Origin of the sequence: Pseudothauera rhizosphaerae, from assembly GCF_004801305.1 — a bacterium.
Taxonomy (GTDB): Bacteria; Pseudomonadota; Gammaproteobacteria; order Burkholderiales; family Rhodocyclaceae; genus Pseudothauera; species Pseudothauera rhizosphaerae.
The window spans coordinates 253947-268361 of record NZ_SSOD01000002.1 but is presented as its reverse complement, the minus strand read 5'-3'; the positions used below and the strand labels follow the sequence as shown (position 1 = coordinate 268361).

The following is a 14415-nucleotide window of genomic DNA, read 5'->3' as shown; positions in this document are numbered from 1 at the left end:
CATTAAATAGCAAAACGCAAACGCACGGAATGCGCGCAACGCTATTGCTTTAACGTTCGCGTTTCGCTAGTCTGTAGGGGAAATTAATCATCCCTACGCTAATGGACCTCAAGACCTACTGCATCAATAGCGGCCCCGGCACGGCAGCTTCTCTGGCGCGACAAATCAACGTTTCGCCGGTGCTCATCAGTCAGTGGAGTGGAGTACGGCCTGTGCCGCCCGTCCGCGCCGTCGCTATCGAGCGCGCCACCGGCGGCGCTGTGACCCGCCGCGACCTGCGACCGGACGACTGGCAAAAAATTTGGCCGGAACTGGCCGATGCTCCGGCGGATGATGCCCAGCCCGCTACCGCGAGCGAGGTGCGGTGATGATCTCCTACGACGAGTTCATCCGCCGCAAGGAAGTGCGCGCGCCGCTGGCCGGCATGGATCGCGTGCCGGACTTGCCCGCTCACCTCTTCCCGCACCAGCGCGATACCGTGGAATTCCTGCTGCGCGCTGGCCGTGGCGCCGCATTCCTGGACACTGGACTCGGCAAAACGGTTGTGGAGCTGGAGTACGGCCGGCGCGTGGTGGAGCACACGAACCGGCCCGTGCTGATGCTGTCGCCGCTGGCGGTGGGCAAGCAGCACATCCGCGAGGCGGAGCGATTCGGGGTGGATGCGACCATCGCCCGCGACCAGTCCGACGTGACAGGGGCGCGGGTGTATGTGGCGAACTACGAGCGGCTGCACTTGTTCGACCGGCACGCGTTCGGCGGGCTGATCCTGGATGAGTCCTCCATCGTCAAGAGCTTCACCGGCCGGACCTCGCGTGCGCTGATGAACTTCGGGCGCGACATGCGTTGGAGGCTGGCGGCCACGGCCACGCCGGCCCCGAACGACCACATGGAGCTCGGCCAGCACTCGCAGTTCTTGGGCGCGATGGATTCCTCCGAGATGCTGGCGCGCTGGTTCATCGCCGACCAGTCCGAGATGGGCCGCTACCGCCTGAAGCGCCACGGCGTCAAGCCGTTCTGGTCTTGGGTGGCGAGCTGGGCCCGGTGCGTCTGCAAGCCGTCCGACCTGGGCTATTCGGACGACGGCTTCGAGCTGCCGCCGCTCAACATCCATCAGCAAATCGTCGAGACGGACATGTCGGCCGGCGCTGACGGGATGCTGTTCCGCATACCCGATACGTCGGCCACGGCGATCCACATGGAAAAGCGCCTCACCGCGAACGACCGCGCCGCCCGGATTGCCGAGATTGTGCATGGCGAACCTGGCGAGCAGTGGATGGTGTGGGTGGAGACCGACTACGACGCGGACGCGATCATGGCCAGTCTGCCGGGCGCGGTGGAAGTTCGTGGATCTATGCGGACGGAAATGAAGGAAGAGCGACTCGACGCATTCACGCGCGGCGACATCCGCATCCTCGTCAGCAAGCCGAGCATCGCCGGATTCGGCCTCAATTGGCAGCGCTGCTCGCGCACGGCCTTCGTCGGGTTGTCCTTCTCCTACGAGATGTTCTACCAGGCAGTCCGCCGTTTCTGGCGCTTCGGGCAGAAGCGGTCGGTAGATTGCCATGTCGCGATGGCGGAGACCGAGCTTGCCATCTGGCAGACGATCCAGCGCAAGAAGGCTGATCACGAGGCGATGAAGCGCGAGATGTTCGAGGCCATGCGCCGCGAGGTGCTGGTCAAGCATGTGAAGCACGCCTACCAGCCGACGAGCGCCGCGCGCTTGCCGGCATGGCTGCAAACTGAGGAGATGGCATGAACAACATCATCGAGCAGGCCTTCGGCGAAGGCTGGGCCGCCTACAACGCAGACTGCGTGAAGTTCGCACAATCCCTGCCGGACAACTCGATCGACATCAGCGTGTATTCGCCGCCGTTCTCATCTCTCTACGTGTATTCGGAGTCGGTAGCAGACATGGGCAACGTGGCAAGCGATGAGGAGTTCATCGAGCAATACCGCTACTTGGTGCGCGAGAAATTCCGCGTGCTGCGCCCCGGCAGGCTGACAGCGATCCATGTGAAGGATCTGGTCTTCTACCAGAATGCCAGCGCTGATGGCTCCGCCGGCCTGCGTCCGTTCTCTGACCTCTGCACGCAACTGCATCTTGAAGAGGGCTTCACATTCCACTGCCGGATCACGATCTGGCGCGACCCGGTACTGGAGCGCGCGAAAACGAACGCACACGGGCTGTTGTGGAAGACCTTCCAGCGTGATGCGAGCTTCTGCCGCGTGGGGATGCCGGAGTACCTGCTGGTGTTCCGCAAGTGGGCGAAGCCGGGCGAGGAGGATCTGGTTCGGCCGGTAGTGCATCCGAAGAGCCGCGTGCCGCTGGAGGCATGGCAGGAACTGGCATCGCCGGTGTGGAACTACCAGCCTGGCCAGTCCGGGCGCGGAGACTTTGACCTGCCGGCCACGGACGTGCTGAACGCGAAGCAGGCGCACGATCCGGACGCGGAGAAGCACCTTTGCCCGATGCCGCTGAACATCACGAAGCGGGCGTTGGCGCTGTGGAGCAACGAGGGCGAAGTGATGTTTTCGCCATTCGGCGGGATCGGATCGGAAGGCGTCGCGGCGCTTTCGATGAACCGCAGGGCGATACTCACCGAACTGCATCCGGCCTACTACCAGCAGGCCGTCAAGAACCTTTCCGCCGCCGAAACGAGCGGCCATCAGGCCGACTTGTTCGGTCTGCTGGACATCGCGCCGCCGCCTGCCGCACTCGAAGCCGAGGCAGCGTGATGCGCACGGTAGCCGTCCTCTTCGCTCGTGCAGACAGCATCTACAAGACGCTGCCCGGCTGCGACGTGTGGGATGCGGAGCGGGAACACACTCCGCCAGCACTGGCCGAGTGGCTCTGCGAGGTCGCGCGGCGGTCTTCTGTCGGTGGCCGTAGGGAGGTCGCATAGTGTCCGGCGGCATCGACTGGTTCCGCTGGCACCACGGCAGCGTGACGGACCCTAAATTCCGCGTCATCGCGCGGCGGTGTGGTCATTCGCTGGCAACCGTCATCGCCGTGTGGGCGGCGATGCTGGAGTGCGCGTCAGCATCTTCTGAGCGCGGGACGCTGGTCGGGTGGGACGACGAGGATGCCGCCGCCGGGCTGGATATGGATGCCCAGGCTGTTTCAGCCATCAGGGAGGCAATGCAGGGCAAGACGCTGGACGGATTGAGCGTCACCGGATGGGGTAGAAGGCAGCCGAAGCGGGAGGATGGATCTGCTGCACGTGCCAAGGATTGGCGCGAACGCAAGGCGCTTGAAAAGGCAGCCTCTTCCGAAGAGCGAACGCAAACGAACGCAAACGAACGCACCCCGAACGAAGAGCGAACGCAAACGAACGCTAGAGAAGAGGAGAGAAGAGTAAACCCCCTCCCTTCGGTCGGGGGTGCAGGGGGTGTGCAAGCCGACCTGCTGACCGAACCGCCCGATGCGTCGCCTCCGGCTCCGCCCCTCGACGAGGACGAGCTTCCTTTCGCTGCAGACCACTCCGCCGGGTATGGACCTGGCGCAGAGGCTGCACCGCCCCTGCAGGGTATGGACCCGCCGCGGCGAACACGAGGAGCACGCCTACCTGCCGACTGGGCGTTGCCGAAACCATGGGGCGAATGGGCGCTGGCCGAGCAGCCGACATGGACGCCGGAGCACGTGCGCTGGGTGGCCGACAACTTCCGCGACTACTGGCTCGGCCGAGCCGGAAAGGACGCCGTGAAGGTGGATTGGCAGGCGACCTGGCGGACCTGGGTGCGAAAGGAAGCGCCGCTGATCAACGGCGCCCGTGCGTCTCCCGGCAGGCCTGGGCGACGGAGCTTGCTGACGGAAATGGGGCTGATCGGAGGAAGCCATGGGCAGTGAAAAAACCGCGGAGCAGAGGGCAAACGAGGTCATCGCCCTGCTGGACGCCGTGACGATGGGCGCGGTGACGAACCGCATCCAGGACGAGGGGGTGCTGGCGAACGTTCGCAGGGTGTGGGGCGAAGAACTGTCCTCGCTCTCCGCGCAGCAGTACGCCCTGCTGCTGCGCCGCATCCGCACCGATATCCGCGGGCATGGCGTGCCAACCCTGGGCGACATCATCGCGCTGGCGCGCTCCGTGTTCGACGGGTGCGTGCAGTGAGCCGGGCGCTGGACCTGCTGTCTCGCCGCCGACACGCCGGGCAGAAGCCGTCGTGCGTGTTCGTCACGCTGGCCGATGCGCCGGAGGCACGGCAGTGGCCCGACTCGTTCCCGGACGTCGTTGTGCGCCCGACCGCGGCCGCGCTGCGGCTTGACTGGCGTGCGCTGGTCGGGTGCGCCGTGGTGCTGATCGCTGACGAGCGCACGGACCTGCTGCGCCGGCTCGCGGAAAAGCTCTGCGCGCTGGCCAACTCGGTGATGGTGTCGATCATCTCCGAGCTGCAGGACGGGCCGGGGTTCATGTGGGTGCGCGGCGCGGGTTGGAGGAGGGTCTGATGGCGAGCTTTATCCCCGACGACATCGACTTCTCGGCCTACGCGGACTTGACCGAGCACGACCAGCGAGTCATCTCGTCCGGCGAGTATGCCGATGATGTGGTGGGCTACTTCTGGGATGACTCGAAGCCGCGCGGCGAGGCGTTGCCGTGGGATCGCACTGACGGCAAGCTGCTGTTCCGGCCGGGAGAAGTCACGCTGTGGGCCGGGTACAACGGCCACGGCAAGAGCCTCGCCCTGGGGCAGTTCGCCGTCGGGCTGGTCGCGCAGGCCTCGACGTGCTGCGTTGCCTCTCTGGAGATGAAGCCGGTCGTCACGTTGGCGCGAATGTGCCGGCAGGCCTTCGGGACGAGCAAGCCGGACCCGGACAGCATCCGCATGTTCCACCAGCTCACGGATCGGCGCATCTGGATGTACGACCAGCAGGGCACCGTCTCCGCGGACAAGATGATCGGCGTGATGCGCTACGCCGCGACGGTGAAGCAGTGCGCGCACTTCGTGCTTGATTCGCTCACGAAGTGCGGCTTGGGTGAGGACGACTACACCGCGCAGAAGATCTTCGTGGATCGCATCTGCACCGTCGCCAGGGACACCGGCCTGCATGTGCATCTTGTCGCCCACAGCCGGAAGGGGAAGGACGAGAACAGCCCGCCAGGGAAGATGGACGTGAAGGGTTCCGGTGCGATCACGGACCAGGTGGATAACGTCCTCACATGGTGGCGAAACAAGGCCAAAGAGGACGCCATCCGAAAGGGCGGCGACTTCTCCGAGCTGGACCCGGACGCCGTGCTGATCTGCGACAAGCAGCGCAATGGCGACTGGGAGGGCCGCGTCGGCTTCTGGTTCGACCCGGCGAGCATGCAGTTCGTCGAGACCTCAAGCCGCGCACCGATGAACATGCTGCAGCCGAGGTTCCAGCCATGAGCCTGACCGATCAACTGGCCGCGTGCGCCGCTCGGGCCGACATCGCAGAACGTGCCGCTGGCATGGAGCAGTTCCGCGCCGACTTCAAGTCCGTCTGGCGCTGGCGGCGCGAGTGCGGGGAGATCAGCGCTGCGGAGTTCGAGTCGAGCTACGCGCAGGCGAGCGAGGCCGTGCGGGAGCACGCCGGGGACGCCGAATGGATGCGGTGCGCGATGGCCGACTACCGGCAGCAGGCCCTGCAGCGGGAGCGCGACACCGAACGTGCGGAGCGCATCCGCGCCGCGGTGCGCGCTGAGAATGAAGCGAAGAGGAGGAAAGCCGCATGATCATTCTTCCGTACCCCATCAGCGCGAACCGGTACTGGCGCGTGTTCGGCGGCCGCGTCGTGCGCAGCGCCGAGGCGGTCCAGTACCGCAAGGACGCCGGGTTCCTGTTCGCGCTCTCGCGTCGCCGCCCGCTCGCAGGCCCTGTCAGTGTGCATCTGGCGCTGCACCCGCGGGAGAACAAGGACGGCACGGCCAGCCGGTCGCGCCTTGACTTGGACAACTGCATCAAGGTCGCCCTGGACGCATTGAACGGTGTCGCCTACCTGGACGACAAGCAGGTCGTGAGGCTGTCCGCGGTGATCGCCGAGCCGATCCAGCGCGGTGGGCTGGGCGTGATCGTGACCGAGGAAGAGCGCAAACGGAATGCGGAGCAGAACCGCTTCTACTGGGGCCCGGTACTCACGACCATCGCAGAGCAGGCCTGGGTGAATGGCCGGCGTTTCGACAAGGACGTGTGGCACGAGCACTACGCGCGCCTGTTCGGCGTGATGGAGGAGATCGTGCTGCCGTCCGGCGAGATCGTCACGCGCAGGAAGAGCACGACGCAGATGACGGTGGGCGAGTTCAGCGAGTACCTGGACCGCGTGCAGGCCGATGCGTCGCAGGAGATGGGGGTGTGCTTTGAGTAACGGAGGCAGCATGAGGCGAGGCAGCAAACACGGCATCGACTGGCGCGAGTATCTTTCGCGCGTCCATGAATTCACGAAGCGCGGCGAGGACTTGCCGCAGTCGAAGCTCAATGCGGAGATCGTGCGCAAGTTGCGGGAGACGACATGGGTCATTCCGGCTCACGAATGGGCGCGGCGGTTGGGTGTGAGCAAGTCGGCCATCGAGCGGGCCCGGCAGGGCGAGACGTGGAGGCATGTGGTATGAGGCGGGGCTATCGCGTCGGCGAAGCACACCCGCGGCACGTGCTGACCGATGCCGAGGTGGATCAACTCATCAAGGACCGCGGCCCGGAAGAGGCGCCGAAGATGAGCTACGCGAAGCTCGCCGAGCGGTACGGGGTGAGCAAGTCCTGCGTGCGGGATATCCTGTCCGGCCGCCGCCGCGGTGGCGTGACGCCACAAGGCCATGCTGAGCCTGTGCGCGTGGTAGAGAAAGTCCGTGCGACATTCATGCTGTCCCTGCCCGCCCGCGCAAAGATTCATCGAATGGGCGGCGCGGCGTGGCTGGAGCGCGTCGTGCGGTTGAGCAATGCCGAACCATGCGCACGCGGGAAAACCATGCGCACCACGAACGGCAGTAACGGTGCGCGGTCTGATCGCGACGTGTCGAGCGGTGCGCATGATTGATGTTGATTTGGTGAATCCATGAGAGGACTGACTCCGAAGCAAGCCAAGTTCGTGGGCGAGTACCTGATCGACCTGAACGCGACGCAGGCGGCCATCCGTGCCGGCTACAGCGCGAAAACGGCAGATCGGATTGGCGCGCAACTTCTTGGGAAAACTTGGGTTGCGTCAGCGGTTGCCGAGCGCATGACGGCCCGCGAGCGGCGCACCGAGGTCACGCAGGATCGCGTGCTGCTCGAACTCGCCCGGCTGGCCTTCTTCGATCCGCGCCGGCTGCTCAACGATGACGGCACGCCGAAGCAGGTCACGGAACTGGACGATGACACCGCGGCAGCAATCGCCGGGATGAAAGTGCGCACCGTCGCAAGCGCAGACGGCACGACCGCGACCGTGACCGAGTACAAGATCGCAGACAAGGGCCAGGCGATCACGAACGCGATGCGCCACCTCGGGATGTTCAGCGACAGACTGGACGTGAATCTCGTCGGCCCGCTCGCTGAACGCCTGGCGAGGGCGCGCGCCCGCAATGGCTGACCCTGATGCAGAGCTGATCGAGCTGGCTGCGGAGTGCTCGCGCGACCCGCTGCGATGGGTAGGCATGGCGTATGACTGGGGAGTCGGGGAGCTTGCTGACCACCCAGGCCCACGCGCGTGGCAGGCGGAGATGCTGGCGGAGATTCGAGACCACTTGCAGAGCCCGGTGACACGATTCCAGCCGCTGATGATCGCGAGGGCGTCCGGGCACGGCATCGGCAAGTCTGCCGCCATCGGCATGGTGGTGAATTGGGCGCTCTCGACGTGCGAGGATGCCAAGGTCGTCATCACGGCCAACACGGACACGCAGCTTCGCACGAAGACCGCGCCCGAGGTGGGCAAGTGGCAGAGGACGTCGATCACGTCGCACTGGCTGGATGTCCAGGCCACCAGCGTAGCGGCGATGGACAAGGATCACGCAAAGGCGTGGCGCGCCGACTTCGTGCCATGGTCCGAGCACAACACCGAGGCATTCGCCGGCCTGCACAACAAGGGCAAGCGTATCGTCCTGATCTTCGACGAAGCGTCGGCCATCAGCGACAAGGTGTGGGAGGTCGCCGAGGGCGCGCTGACCGACGAGGATACCGAGATTATCTGGCTGGCGTTCGGCAACCCGACGCGCAACGCCGGGCGCTTCCGCGAATGCTTCCGTCGCTTCAAGCACCGCTGGATGACTCGTCAGATCGACAGCCGCACTGTCGAGGGCACGAACAAGGAGCAGATTGCCAAGTGGGCGGCTGACTACGGTGAGGATAGCGACTTCTTTAAGGTTCGCGTGCGCGGCATGTTCCCGTCGATGTCTGCGCGGCAGTTCATCGGCGAGGCCGACGTTTCGGCCGCCTACGGCCGCGTGCTGCGGCCTGAGCAGTACGACTTCGCACCGAAGATCCTCACTTGCGATCCGGCGTGGGAGGGCGACGATGAACTTGTGATCGGCCTGCGCCAGGGCCTGGCATTCCGCATCCTCCATGTGATGCCGAAGAACGACAATGACCTGGTGGTGGCGCAGAAGCTGGCCCAGTTCGAAGACGATGAAGGCGCGGATGCCGTGTTCGTCGATGCCGGCTTCGGCACAGGCATCGTGTCCGCCGGCCAGGGCATGGGCCGCAGTTGGACGCTGGTGTGGTTCGCGTCTGCCTCTGGCGATCCTGGCGCGTTCAACAAGCGTGCCGAGATGTGGAAGGCCGCGCGGGACTGGCTCAAGTCAGGCGGCGCCATCCCGGAAGACCCGCAACTTCGAGATGAACTTCAGGCCCCGGAGGTCGTGCCGCGGGTAGATGGCAAGGTGCAGATCGAAGCGAAGAAGGACATGAAGGCGCGCGGCGTGCCAAGCCCGAACAGGGCAGATGCGCTGGTACTCAGCTTCGCCTTCCCTGTGATCAAGCGACATCCGCCGGGCGTTCCGCAGGGTCAATCCTCGAACGACTACGACCCATACGCAGCCCTGAGGTAGGGCGTGTGCGTGAAGCGCGCCGCAGGGGCGAGGCTACTCCACCCCGGCCGCACGTCGCGCGAGCGCCAGGCGAGAGCGCAGGGTGGCCACGGCATTGCTCACCGAGCCCGACGAGACACCCACCCGCGCCGCGGCCTTGGTTTGGCTGAGTCCCTCGACCATCACCAGCCGGGCGGCCTCCTGGGCCGCAGGGCTGCGGGTCTGATGCAGGGCGGCGAGGGCGGCGAATGCGTCGGGAGTGAGACGGTCGGGCGTCATTGCTCTACCCAGGGGTCGAGGCACGGGATTGCCGCTACATGACGGTATTTCCCGGGGAGGGTGATCTGCAGGCCGGCACGGGTCCAAACCGCGACCGAGAAATTGCCGCCCTGGTCGGCGTCCGGCAACAGCCGGTCGGACTGCTCGACAGAGAGATGCAGGCAGTACGGCGAGTCGGAGCGGTCCTCGAACAGCAGCTCGATACCCTCCCGGCCGCCCTGCCCGGCCCAGGGGCCGCGGCTGACGATGACGTATTGCGCGGGCTGCATCTCGCGGACATCGCCGGCCATCGCATCGGGCAGAAGAAGCCGCCCGCAGCCCGCATTCCAGGACAGATAGCAGTACCCGCGCTGGGCGGGCGCGCTGTCCCAATAGTTTGTCCGCACTAGGTGCGGGCCGTCGTTTTCGATGGTGATCATGTCAGGTCCCAGCATGGATCAAATAGGCGTCGCGGCCCATCTCATCGACGAGGACACGGAGATCTCCGTCCATGTAGCCCCACCCCCTGACGGTTTCGGTGCGACCGGAGTCAGTGAGGATACGGCCGATCCCGTCTGCCCATGTACGGGCATCGACAGCGCCGACCTGGGAATGCTCCAGCTAACCCATTTCGATCAGCCCGCGCTGCACGATGCGGGCGTCCGAACCGCCGACAACGACAGTGTGTGACCTGCCGCGTTCGTCCCGATAGCTGTAGAACACCGGTTTGCCGCCGACAGTTTCCGCGGACAGCCGGAAGGAGCCGCCCCCGTTTTCATACACCGCAATCTGCTTACCGTTCAGCGCGCAGCGGCCCAGGAACTTGACGAACTTACCCATTTTCTTACTCCTGGTTTACTTCAGATTGTTCAGCTTAAGCACGATCGACCGCGAGTCTTCGCCATGGAAGAACGATTCCGGCTGAGCTTCTGCCTTGGCGAGATATTCCGCCACCATCGCTTCACCCTTTGCGCGGGTCTCGGCGTCAGGGGCCTTGGTCAGGCGGAACTCAAGCATCTCCCGGATGGACCTGATGAGCTTGGCTTTCATTTTCTTCCCCTGCAAGCCCCGCTACCGGGAGGCGCCGGCGGTAGCGTCATCGCCACCGTGACTATATGATATACACGATATATCGTGTAGTCAACGACTTTTCATAAGTTGCGGATGATCAACTCGACGGCTCGCCGCCTCGCCGCGCACGGCTCTCGTGGCACGCTGCCCAGCCGGTCAGGTATGCGCGCTCGATGTACCCGGCAACGCCGTCATAGACGCTGACCTCTCCCGACTCGCTTACGCGGAAGCGATATTCCTGCATCGGTTCGGTGCTGAAGGCTTTCGCGCGAGCGGTGATGATTTTTTCGGACTGGCTCATTTTCTTACTCCCGATTGCTTAGGCATTTTCGCGCTTGGCGGCGAGAGCCAACTCGATTTCGGCGCGCCACTGTTCCGGCGTGAGGTTCCATTCGGCGCAGTCGGTGGCATCGGCCTTGCCGGCGAGCGCTTGTTCGAGCTCGGTGACGCTGTTCTGGTTGAAGCAGGCGGCCGCGAAGGTGTTTTCGGTGATGGTGGTCATTTTCTCTTCTCCCGTAAGCCCCGCTACCGGGAGGCGCCGGCGGTAGCGTCATCGCCACCGTGACTACATGATACACACGATATATCGTGCAGTCAACAACTTTTCACCAGCTGCAGATGATCAACTCCCCGGCCGTCGCCGTGCCGGCCTTATCGCGTGCTACCGCAGTGCGCGTGGTTTGCGCCGGTCGCGCTACGGTGCGCGGCATGGAGCACACCGACATCCGCCCCCTGACCGTCGCCGAGTTCGAGCAGCAGCCGAACCTGGGCGAACTGTTCGCGCAGTACGCCGAGGAATCAGCCATCCCCGAGCTGGGCGAACACATCGTGCAGTTCGACACCTACCGCGCAATGGAAGCGGCCGGCGCGCTGATCGTGCGCGGCGCCTTCCGTGGTGGCGAGATGGTCGGGTTCATCGTGCTGATCGTGAGCGTACTGCCGCACTTCGGCGTGCGCACGGCCACGACGGAGTCCTTCTTCGTCGTGCCGGCCGAGCGCCGCGGCGCGCTGGGCGCGCGCTTGCTGTACGCCGCTGAAGCCGCAGCGCGCGAGGCCAGTGCCGTGGGCCTCTTCGTGTGCGCGCCGGCTGGTGGCCGGCTGGAGCGCGTGATGGCTGCGCGCAGCGACTACCGGCAGACCAACGCCGTGTTCTTCCGGGGGCTGGAATGAGCCTGCCTGCTGTCGCCCCGCAACTGCCGCCAATGAGCGGCGAGGCCGTCGCCAAGGTGCGCCGGCTGGAGCGCATCACCAGCGCAATGCCCCAGGTCGAGATCGACACGCGGCATCTTTTCCACGCCGGCATGTACGCCCGGACGATTCACATCCCGGCCGGCGTGTGCCTGACCGGGGCGCTGATCAAGCGCGCCACGTTGCTGATCTTCAGCGGTCGCGCGACGGTCTTCGCCGGTGGCGAGGTCATCGACCTGATCGGCTACCACGTCATCCCGGCCAGCGCGCACCGCAAGCAGGTGTTTCTTGCGCACGAGGACACCGACCTGACCATGATCTTCCCGACCGAGGCCGGCACCGTGGAGGCCGCGGAGGCGGAATTCACGGACGAGGCGGAGCTGCTGCTGTCGCGCCGACAGGGCGGAAACACCACCGGAGAATCGCAATGTCTGGAGCAGTGACGGCCGTCGCCATCGCAGGGGCCGCGGCATCTATCTATTCGAGCAACAAGCAGGCGAAGGCCCAGGCCAGCGCGCAGAAGGCGCAACAGGCCGCCCAGCGCCAGCAGATGCAGTTGCAGCGTGAGCAGATGGCCGCGCAGCAGGAACAGTTCGCGGCCCAGCAGACCCTCGCTCAGCAGCAGTTCGAGTCCCAGAAGGCGGCGACCGCAAGGGCCGAGCAGGCGGCGAAGGACCAGGCCGCGAAGCAGGAGCGCGAACTGAAGAAGGCGAGCCAGAAGGCGCCGGATGTGGGCGATCTCCTCACCGGCAACGCGCAGCGCGAAGGCATGGCCGGGACCATGCTGACCGGCCCATCCGGCGTGGATGAATCCTCGCTGACGCTGGGCCGCAGCACGCTACTGGGGGGCTGACGTGGAGGCGATCCCGAAGCCGCAGAGGCGGGATTTTGTTGGTGGACCTGGCGGAATCGGCGCGCGGCAGTACCGGGAGGCGCTGGCTGAGTGGGAGAAGTACGAGGCTGCGCGCGTCGAGTATGCGGCGGTGCAGGCTGAGATCGAGCGCGAGTCCGCCGCATTTGCCGCCGAGCAGGAGCGGTTCGCGGCCGAGCAAGAAGCCTTCAAGGTGGCACAGGCGGCGATGCAGGCGCAGCAGAAGAAAGACGCGCGCGGCCTCAAGAAGCTGAACCAGAGCCAGCCGCAGGGCGGCGCGGAGCAGCCGGCCGGCATGGTCTCGACCAGCCCCGATTCATTCGGTGGCGCGACGATGCTCACATCGCCGCCGCCGGCCGCACCCACGGCGCTGAGCACGATCCTGAGCAACCTACTTGGCCGGTGACATGGACCAGACACCCCACAGCCGCATCCTGACCCGCTGGAGCGCGCTCAAGTCAGAGCGATCCTCGTGGCAGGACCATTGGCGGGAGATCAGCGAATACCTGCTGCCCCGCTCGGGGCGCTTCCTCGTGGCCGACCGCAACCGCGGCGAGAAGCGCCACAACCACATCTACGACAGCACGGGCACCAGGGCGCTGCGCGTGCTGGCCGCCGGCATGATGGCCGGCATGACCAGCCCGGCGCGGCCGTGGTTCCGCCTGGGGACGGCCGACCCGGAGATGATGGCGCACGAGCCGGTCAAGGTGTGGCTGCACGACGTGACGCGGCTGATGCTGGACGTTTTCGCGTCGAGCAACACATATCGCGCGCTGCATTCGATCTACGAAGAGCTTGGCGCATTCGGCACCGCGGCCACCATCGTGGCCGATGACTTCGACAGCGTGATCCACCACCACACCCTCACCGTGGGCGAGTACGCGGTCGCGGCCGATCACCGCGGCGGCATTGGCACGCTCTACCGCGAGTTCGAGCTGACCGTCGGCCAGATGGTCGAATGGTTCGGCCGCGACAAGGTGAGCCTCACCGCGCGCAACCTGTACGACCGGAACAGCCTCGACACCTGGCTGCCGGTCGTGCATGCCATCGAGCCGCGACACGACCGCGACGCGGCCAAGCGCGACAACCTCAACATGGCATGGAAGTCGGTCTATCTGGAGCCGGGCGAGCGCGATGGGCGGTATCTCTCCGAATCCGGCTTCGAGCAATTCCCCGCGCTGGTGCCGCGCTGGTCCGTAGCCGGCGGCGACATCTACGGCAACAGTCCTGCGATGGAAGCATTGGGCGACATCAAGCAGCTACAGCACGAGCAACTGCGCAAGGCCCAAGGCATCGACTTCATGACGAAGCCGCCCCTGCAGGCGCCCACGGCGCTGAAGAACGCGGGGGTGAACACGCTGCCCGGTGGGGTGAGCTACGTTGATCTGGCGAGCCCCACCGGCGGTATCCGCAGCGCATTCGAAGTGCGTCTGGACCTGCAGCACCTGCTCTACGACATCCAGGACGTGCGCGAGCGCATCAACGGCGCCTTCTACGCGGACCTCTTCCTGATGCTCGCCAACAGCGACCGCACGCGCATGACGGCCACCGAGGTCGCCGAGCGGCACGAAGAGAAGCTGTTGATGCTCGGGCCGGTGCTGGAGCGGCTGCACAACGAGCTGCTGGACCCCTTCATCGAGATGACCTTCGCGCGCCTGGTGCGCGCCGGTGCGCTGCCGCCGCCTCCGCCCGAACTGCAGGGCATGGACATCAACGTGGAATTCGTCTCGATGCTGGCGCAGGCCCAGCGCGCTGTCGGCACAAACTCAGTGGATCGCTACGTGGGCAACCTGGGCGCAATCGCGCAGATGAAGCCGGACGTGCTGGATCGCTTCGACGCCGACGCTTGGGCGGAAATCTACGCCGACATGCTGGGTGTCGATCCGCGCCTGATCGTGGCCGATGACCAGGTGGCCTTGATCCGAGAGCAGCGCGCCCAAGCCGCGGCGCAGCAGCAGCAGGCAGAGCAGATGTCGCAGCAAGCGCAGACCGCCCGCAACCTCGCCGCGGCCGATATGTCCGGCGACAACGCGCTCACGAACGTCGTACAGATGTTCAGCGGCTACAACACGTGAG

The 14415-nt window shown here is 65.5% G+C and carries 24 protein-coding genes; 18 read left to right on the top strand and 6 right to left on the bottom strand.

Annotation, left to right across the window (positions count from 1 at the left end; all coding sequences use genetic code 11):
• Nucleotides 1-101: 101 nt before the first annotated feature.
• The 13 genes from E6O51_RS03265 to E6O51_RS03205 all read left to right on the top strand — a co-directional run bounded on the left by E6O51_RS03265 (nt 102) and on the right by E6O51_RS03205 (nt 8972).
• Nucleotides 102-368, top strand: coding sequence for a transcriptional regulator (locus E6O51_RS03265; protein WP_136383533.1), 267 nt, complete (start codon nt 102-104; stop codon nt 366-368).
• Nucleotides 368-1756: a helicase-related protein gene (locus tag E6O51_RS03260; protein WP_136383532.1), complete on the top strand. Its 1389-nt coding sequence runs from the start codon at nt 368-370 to the stop codon at nt 1754-1756. The genes E6O51_RS03265 and E6O51_RS03260 overlap by 1 nt, the downstream gene beginning before the upstream one ends.
• Nucleotides 1753-2736 (top strand): DNA-methyltransferase, encoded by a 984-nt coding sequence (locus E6O51_RS03255; RefSeq protein ID WP_136383531.1) that lies wholly within the window; start codon nt 1753-1755, stop codon nt 2734-2736. The genes E6O51_RS03260 and E6O51_RS03255 overlap by 4 nt, the downstream gene beginning before the upstream one ends.
• 166 nt (nt 2737-2902) lie before the next feature.
• Nucleotides 2903-3847 (top strand): hypothetical protein, encoded by a 945-nt coding sequence (locus tag E6O51_RS03250; protein ID WP_136383530.1) that lies wholly within the window; start codon nt 2903-2905, stop codon nt 3845-3847.
• Nucleotides 3837-4109: a hypothetical protein gene (locus tag E6O51_RS03245; RefSeq protein WP_136383529.1), complete on the top strand. Its 273-nt coding sequence runs from the start codon at nt 3837-3839 to the stop codon at nt 4107-4109. The genes E6O51_RS03250 and E6O51_RS03245 overlap by 11 nt, the downstream gene beginning before the upstream one ends.
• 56 nt (nt 4110-4165) lie before the next feature.
• Nucleotides 4166-4444 (top strand): hypothetical protein, encoded by a 279-nt coding sequence (locus tag E6O51_RS03240; RefSeq protein WP_136383528.1) that lies wholly within the window; start codon nt 4166-4168, stop codon nt 4442-4444.
• The gene (locus tag E6O51_RS03235; RefSeq protein ID WP_136383527.1) at nt 4444-5367 is read left to right on the top strand and encodes an AAA family ATPase; all 924 of its coding nucleotides are present in this window, start codon (nt 4444-4446) and stop codon (nt 5365-5367) included. Before E6O51_RS03240 ends, E6O51_RS03235 begins: the two co-directional genes overlap by 1 nt.
• The gene (locus tag E6O51_RS03230) at nt 5364-5693 is read left to right on the top strand and encodes a hypothetical protein (protein WP_136383526.1); all 330 of its coding nucleotides are present in this window, start codon (nt 5364-5366) and stop codon (nt 5691-5693) included. The genes E6O51_RS03235 and E6O51_RS03230 overlap by 4 nt, the downstream gene beginning before the upstream one ends.
• Nucleotides 5690-6322, top strand: coding sequence for a RusA family crossover junction endodeoxyribonuclease (locus tag E6O51_RS03225; RefSeq protein WP_136383525.1), 633 nt, complete (start codon nt 5690-5692; stop codon nt 6320-6322). The genes E6O51_RS03230 and E6O51_RS03225 overlap by 4 nt, the downstream gene beginning before the upstream one ends.
• A 10-nt stretch (nt 6323-6332) precedes the next feature.
• Complete coding sequence (locus tag E6O51_RS03220; protein WP_136383524.1) at nt 6333-6566, top strand: hypothetical protein; 234 nt, start codon at nt 6333-6335, stop codon at nt 6564-6566.
• Between the two features lie 38 nt (nt 6567-6604).
• Nucleotides 6605-6988 (top strand): hypothetical protein, encoded by a 384-nt coding sequence (locus E6O51_RS03215; RefSeq protein WP_211091311.1) that lies wholly within the window; start codon nt 6605-6607, stop codon nt 6986-6988.
• Between the two features lie 18 nt (nt 6989-7006).
• Nucleotides 7007-7519 carry a terminase small subunit gene (locus tag E6O51_RS03210; protein ID WP_136383522.1) on the top strand — a complete coding sequence of 171 codons (513 nt, stop codon included), beginning with the start codon at nt 7007-7009 and terminating at the stop codon, nt 7517-7519.
• Nucleotides 7512-8972 (top strand): terminase, encoded by a 1461-nt coding sequence (locus E6O51_RS03205; protein ID WP_136383521.1) that lies wholly within the window; start codon nt 7512-7514, stop codon nt 8970-8972. The genes E6O51_RS03210 and E6O51_RS03205 overlap by 8 nt, the downstream gene beginning before the upstream one ends.
• A gap of 33 nt (nt 8973-9005) precedes the next feature.
• Here E6O51_RS03205 and E6O51_RS03200 read toward each other — a convergent pair whose 3' ends face one another.
• The 6 genes from E6O51_RS03200 to E6O51_RS03175 all read right to left on the bottom strand — a co-directional run bounded on the left by E6O51_RS03200 (nt 9006) and on the right by E6O51_RS03175 (nt 10782).
• Nucleotides 9006-9230, bottom strand: a complete 225-nt coding sequence (locus E6O51_RS03200; RefSeq protein ID WP_136383520.1) for a helix-turn-helix domain-containing protein — start codon at nt 9228-9230, stop codon at nt 9006-9008.
• Nucleotides 9227-9649: a hypothetical protein gene (locus tag E6O51_RS03195; RefSeq protein ID WP_136383519.1), complete on the bottom strand. Its 423-nt coding sequence runs from the start codon at nt 9647-9649 to the stop codon at nt 9227-9229. Before E6O51_RS03195 ends, E6O51_RS03200 begins: the two co-directional genes overlap by 4 nt.
• A gap of 181 nt (nt 9650-9830) precedes the next feature.
• Nucleotides 9831-10049 (bottom strand): hypothetical protein, encoded by a 219-nt coding sequence (locus E6O51_RS03190; RefSeq protein WP_136383518.1) that lies wholly within the window; start codon nt 10047-10049, stop codon nt 9831-9833.
• 15 nt (nt 10050-10064) lie between these two features.
• On the bottom strand, nt 10065-10259 hold the full coding sequence (locus E6O51_RS03185) for a hypothetical protein (RefSeq protein WP_136383517.1): 195 nt from the start codon (nt 10257-10259) through the stop codon (nt 10065-10067).
• Between the two features lie 118 nt (nt 10260-10377).
• A complete protein-coding gene (locus E6O51_RS03180) occupies nt 10378-10581 on the bottom strand; it encodes a hypothetical protein (protein ID WP_136383516.1) in 204 nt (67 codons plus the stop codon).
• A gap of 18 nt (nt 10582-10599) precedes the next feature.
• Nucleotides 10600-10782, bottom strand: coding sequence for a hypothetical protein (locus E6O51_RS03175; RefSeq protein WP_136383515.1), 183 nt, complete (start codon nt 10780-10782; stop codon nt 10600-10602).
• 206 nt (nt 10783-10988) lie between these two features.
• Here E6O51_RS03175 and E6O51_RS03170 point away from each other — a divergent pair, with 206 nt between their 5' ends.
• Genes E6O51_RS03170 through E6O51_RS03150 form a run of 5 tightly spaced genes read left to right on the top strand, consistent with a single transcriptional unit; the run spans nt 10989 to nt 14414 of the window.
• Complete coding sequence (locus E6O51_RS03170) at nt 10989-11450, top strand: GNAT family N-acetyltransferase (protein ID WP_168735171.1); 462 nt, start codon at nt 10989-10991, stop codon at nt 11448-11450.
• A complete protein-coding gene (locus E6O51_RS03165; RefSeq protein ID WP_168735170.1) occupies nt 11447-11911 on the top strand; it encodes a hypothetical protein in 465 nt (154 codons plus the stop codon). Before E6O51_RS03170 ends, E6O51_RS03165 begins: the two co-directional genes overlap by 4 nt.
• Entirely contained in the window at nt 11896-12321 is a 426-nt protein-coding gene (locus tag E6O51_RS03160) for a hypothetical protein (RefSeq protein ID WP_136383513.1), read from the top strand. Before E6O51_RS03165 ends, E6O51_RS03160 begins: the two co-directional genes overlap by 16 nt.
• 1 nt (nt 12322) lies before the next feature.
• Nucleotides 12323-12745, top strand: a complete 423-nt coding sequence (locus tag E6O51_RS03155) for a hypothetical protein (RefSeq protein WP_136383512.1) — start codon at nt 12323-12325, stop codon at nt 12743-12745.
• 1 nt (nt 12746) lies between these two features.
• Nucleotides 12747-14414, top strand: coding sequence for a portal protein (locus E6O51_RS03150; protein ID WP_136383511.1), 1668 nt, complete (start codon nt 12747-12749; stop codon nt 14412-14414).
• Nucleotide 14415: the final 1 nt, after the last annotated feature.

Coding starts and splice junctions, on each gene's coding strand:
- E6O51_RS03220 (WP_136383524.1), top strand. CDS start 6,333: ATGAGGCGAGGCAGCAAACACGGCATCGACTGGCGCGAGTATCTTTCG.
- E6O51_RS03230 (WP_136383526.1), top strand. CDS start 5,364: ATGAGCCTGACCGATCAACTGGCCGCGTGCGCCGCTCGGGCCGACATC.
- E6O51_RS03225 (WP_136383525.1), top strand. CDS start 5,690: ATGATCATTCTTCCGTACCCCATCAGCGCGAACCGGTACTGGCGCGTG.
- E6O51_RS03265 (WP_136383533.1), top strand. CDS start 102: ATGGACCTCAAGACCTACTGCATCAATAGCGGCCCCGGCACGGCAGCT.
- E6O51_RS03190 (WP_136383518.1), bottom strand. CDS start 10,049: ATGGGTAAGTTCGTCAAGTTCCTGGGCCGCTGCGCGCTGAACGGTAAG.
- E6O51_RS03150 (WP_136383511.1), top strand. CDS start 12,747: ATGGACCAGACACCCCACAGCCGCATCCTGACCCGCTGGAGCGCGCTC.
- E6O51_RS03175 (WP_136383515.1), bottom strand. CDS start 10,782: ATGACCACCATCACCGAAAACACCTTCGCGGCCGCCTGCTTCAACCAG.
- E6O51_RS03235 (WP_136383527.1), top strand. CDS start 4,444: ATGGCGAGCTTTATCCCCGACGACATCGACTTCTCGGCCTACGCGGAC.
- E6O51_RS03205 (WP_136383521.1), top strand. CDS start 7,512: ATGGCTGACCCTGATGCAGAGCTGATCGAGCTGGCTGCGGAGTGCTCG.
- E6O51_RS03170 (WP_168735171.1), top strand. CDS start 10,989: ATGGAGCACACCGACATCCGCCCCCTGACCGTCGCCGAGTTCGAGCAG.
- E6O51_RS03200 (WP_136383520.1), bottom strand. CDS start 9,230: ATGACGCCCGACCGTCTCACTCCCGACGCATTCGCCGCCCTCGCCGCC.
- E6O51_RS03255 (WP_136383531.1), top strand. CDS start 1,753: ATGAACAACATCATCGAGCAGGCCTTCGGCGAAGGCTGGGCCGCCTAC.
- E6O51_RS03160 (WP_136383513.1), top strand. CDS start 11,896: ATGTCTGGAGCAGTGACGGCCGTCGCCATCGCAGGGGCCGCGGCATCT.
- E6O51_RS03195 (WP_136383519.1), bottom strand. CDS start 9,649: ATGATCACCATCGAAAACGACGGCCCGCACCTAGTGCGGACAAACTAT.
- E6O51_RS03180 (WP_136383516.1), bottom strand. CDS start 10,581: ATGAGCCAGTCCGAAAAAATCATCACCGCTCGCGCGAAAGCCTTCAGC.
- E6O51_RS03210 (WP_136383522.1), top strand. CDS start 7,007: ATGAGAGGACTGACTCCGAAGCAAGCCAAGTTCGTGGGCGAGTACCTG.
- E6O51_RS03165 (WP_168735170.1), top strand. CDS start 11,447: ATGAGCCTGCCTGCTGTCGCCCCGCAACTGCCGCCAATGAGCGGCGAG.
- E6O51_RS03245 (WP_136383529.1), top strand. CDS start 3,837: ATGGGCAGTGAAAAAACCGCGGAGCAGAGGGCAAACGAGGTCATCGCC.
- E6O51_RS03260 (WP_136383532.1), top strand. CDS start 368: ATGATCTCCTACGACGAGTTCATCCGCCGCAAGGAAGTGCGCGCGCCG.
- E6O51_RS03185 (WP_136383517.1), bottom strand. CDS start 10,259: ATGAAAGCCAAGCTCATCAGGTCCATCCGGGAGATGCTTGAGTTCCGC.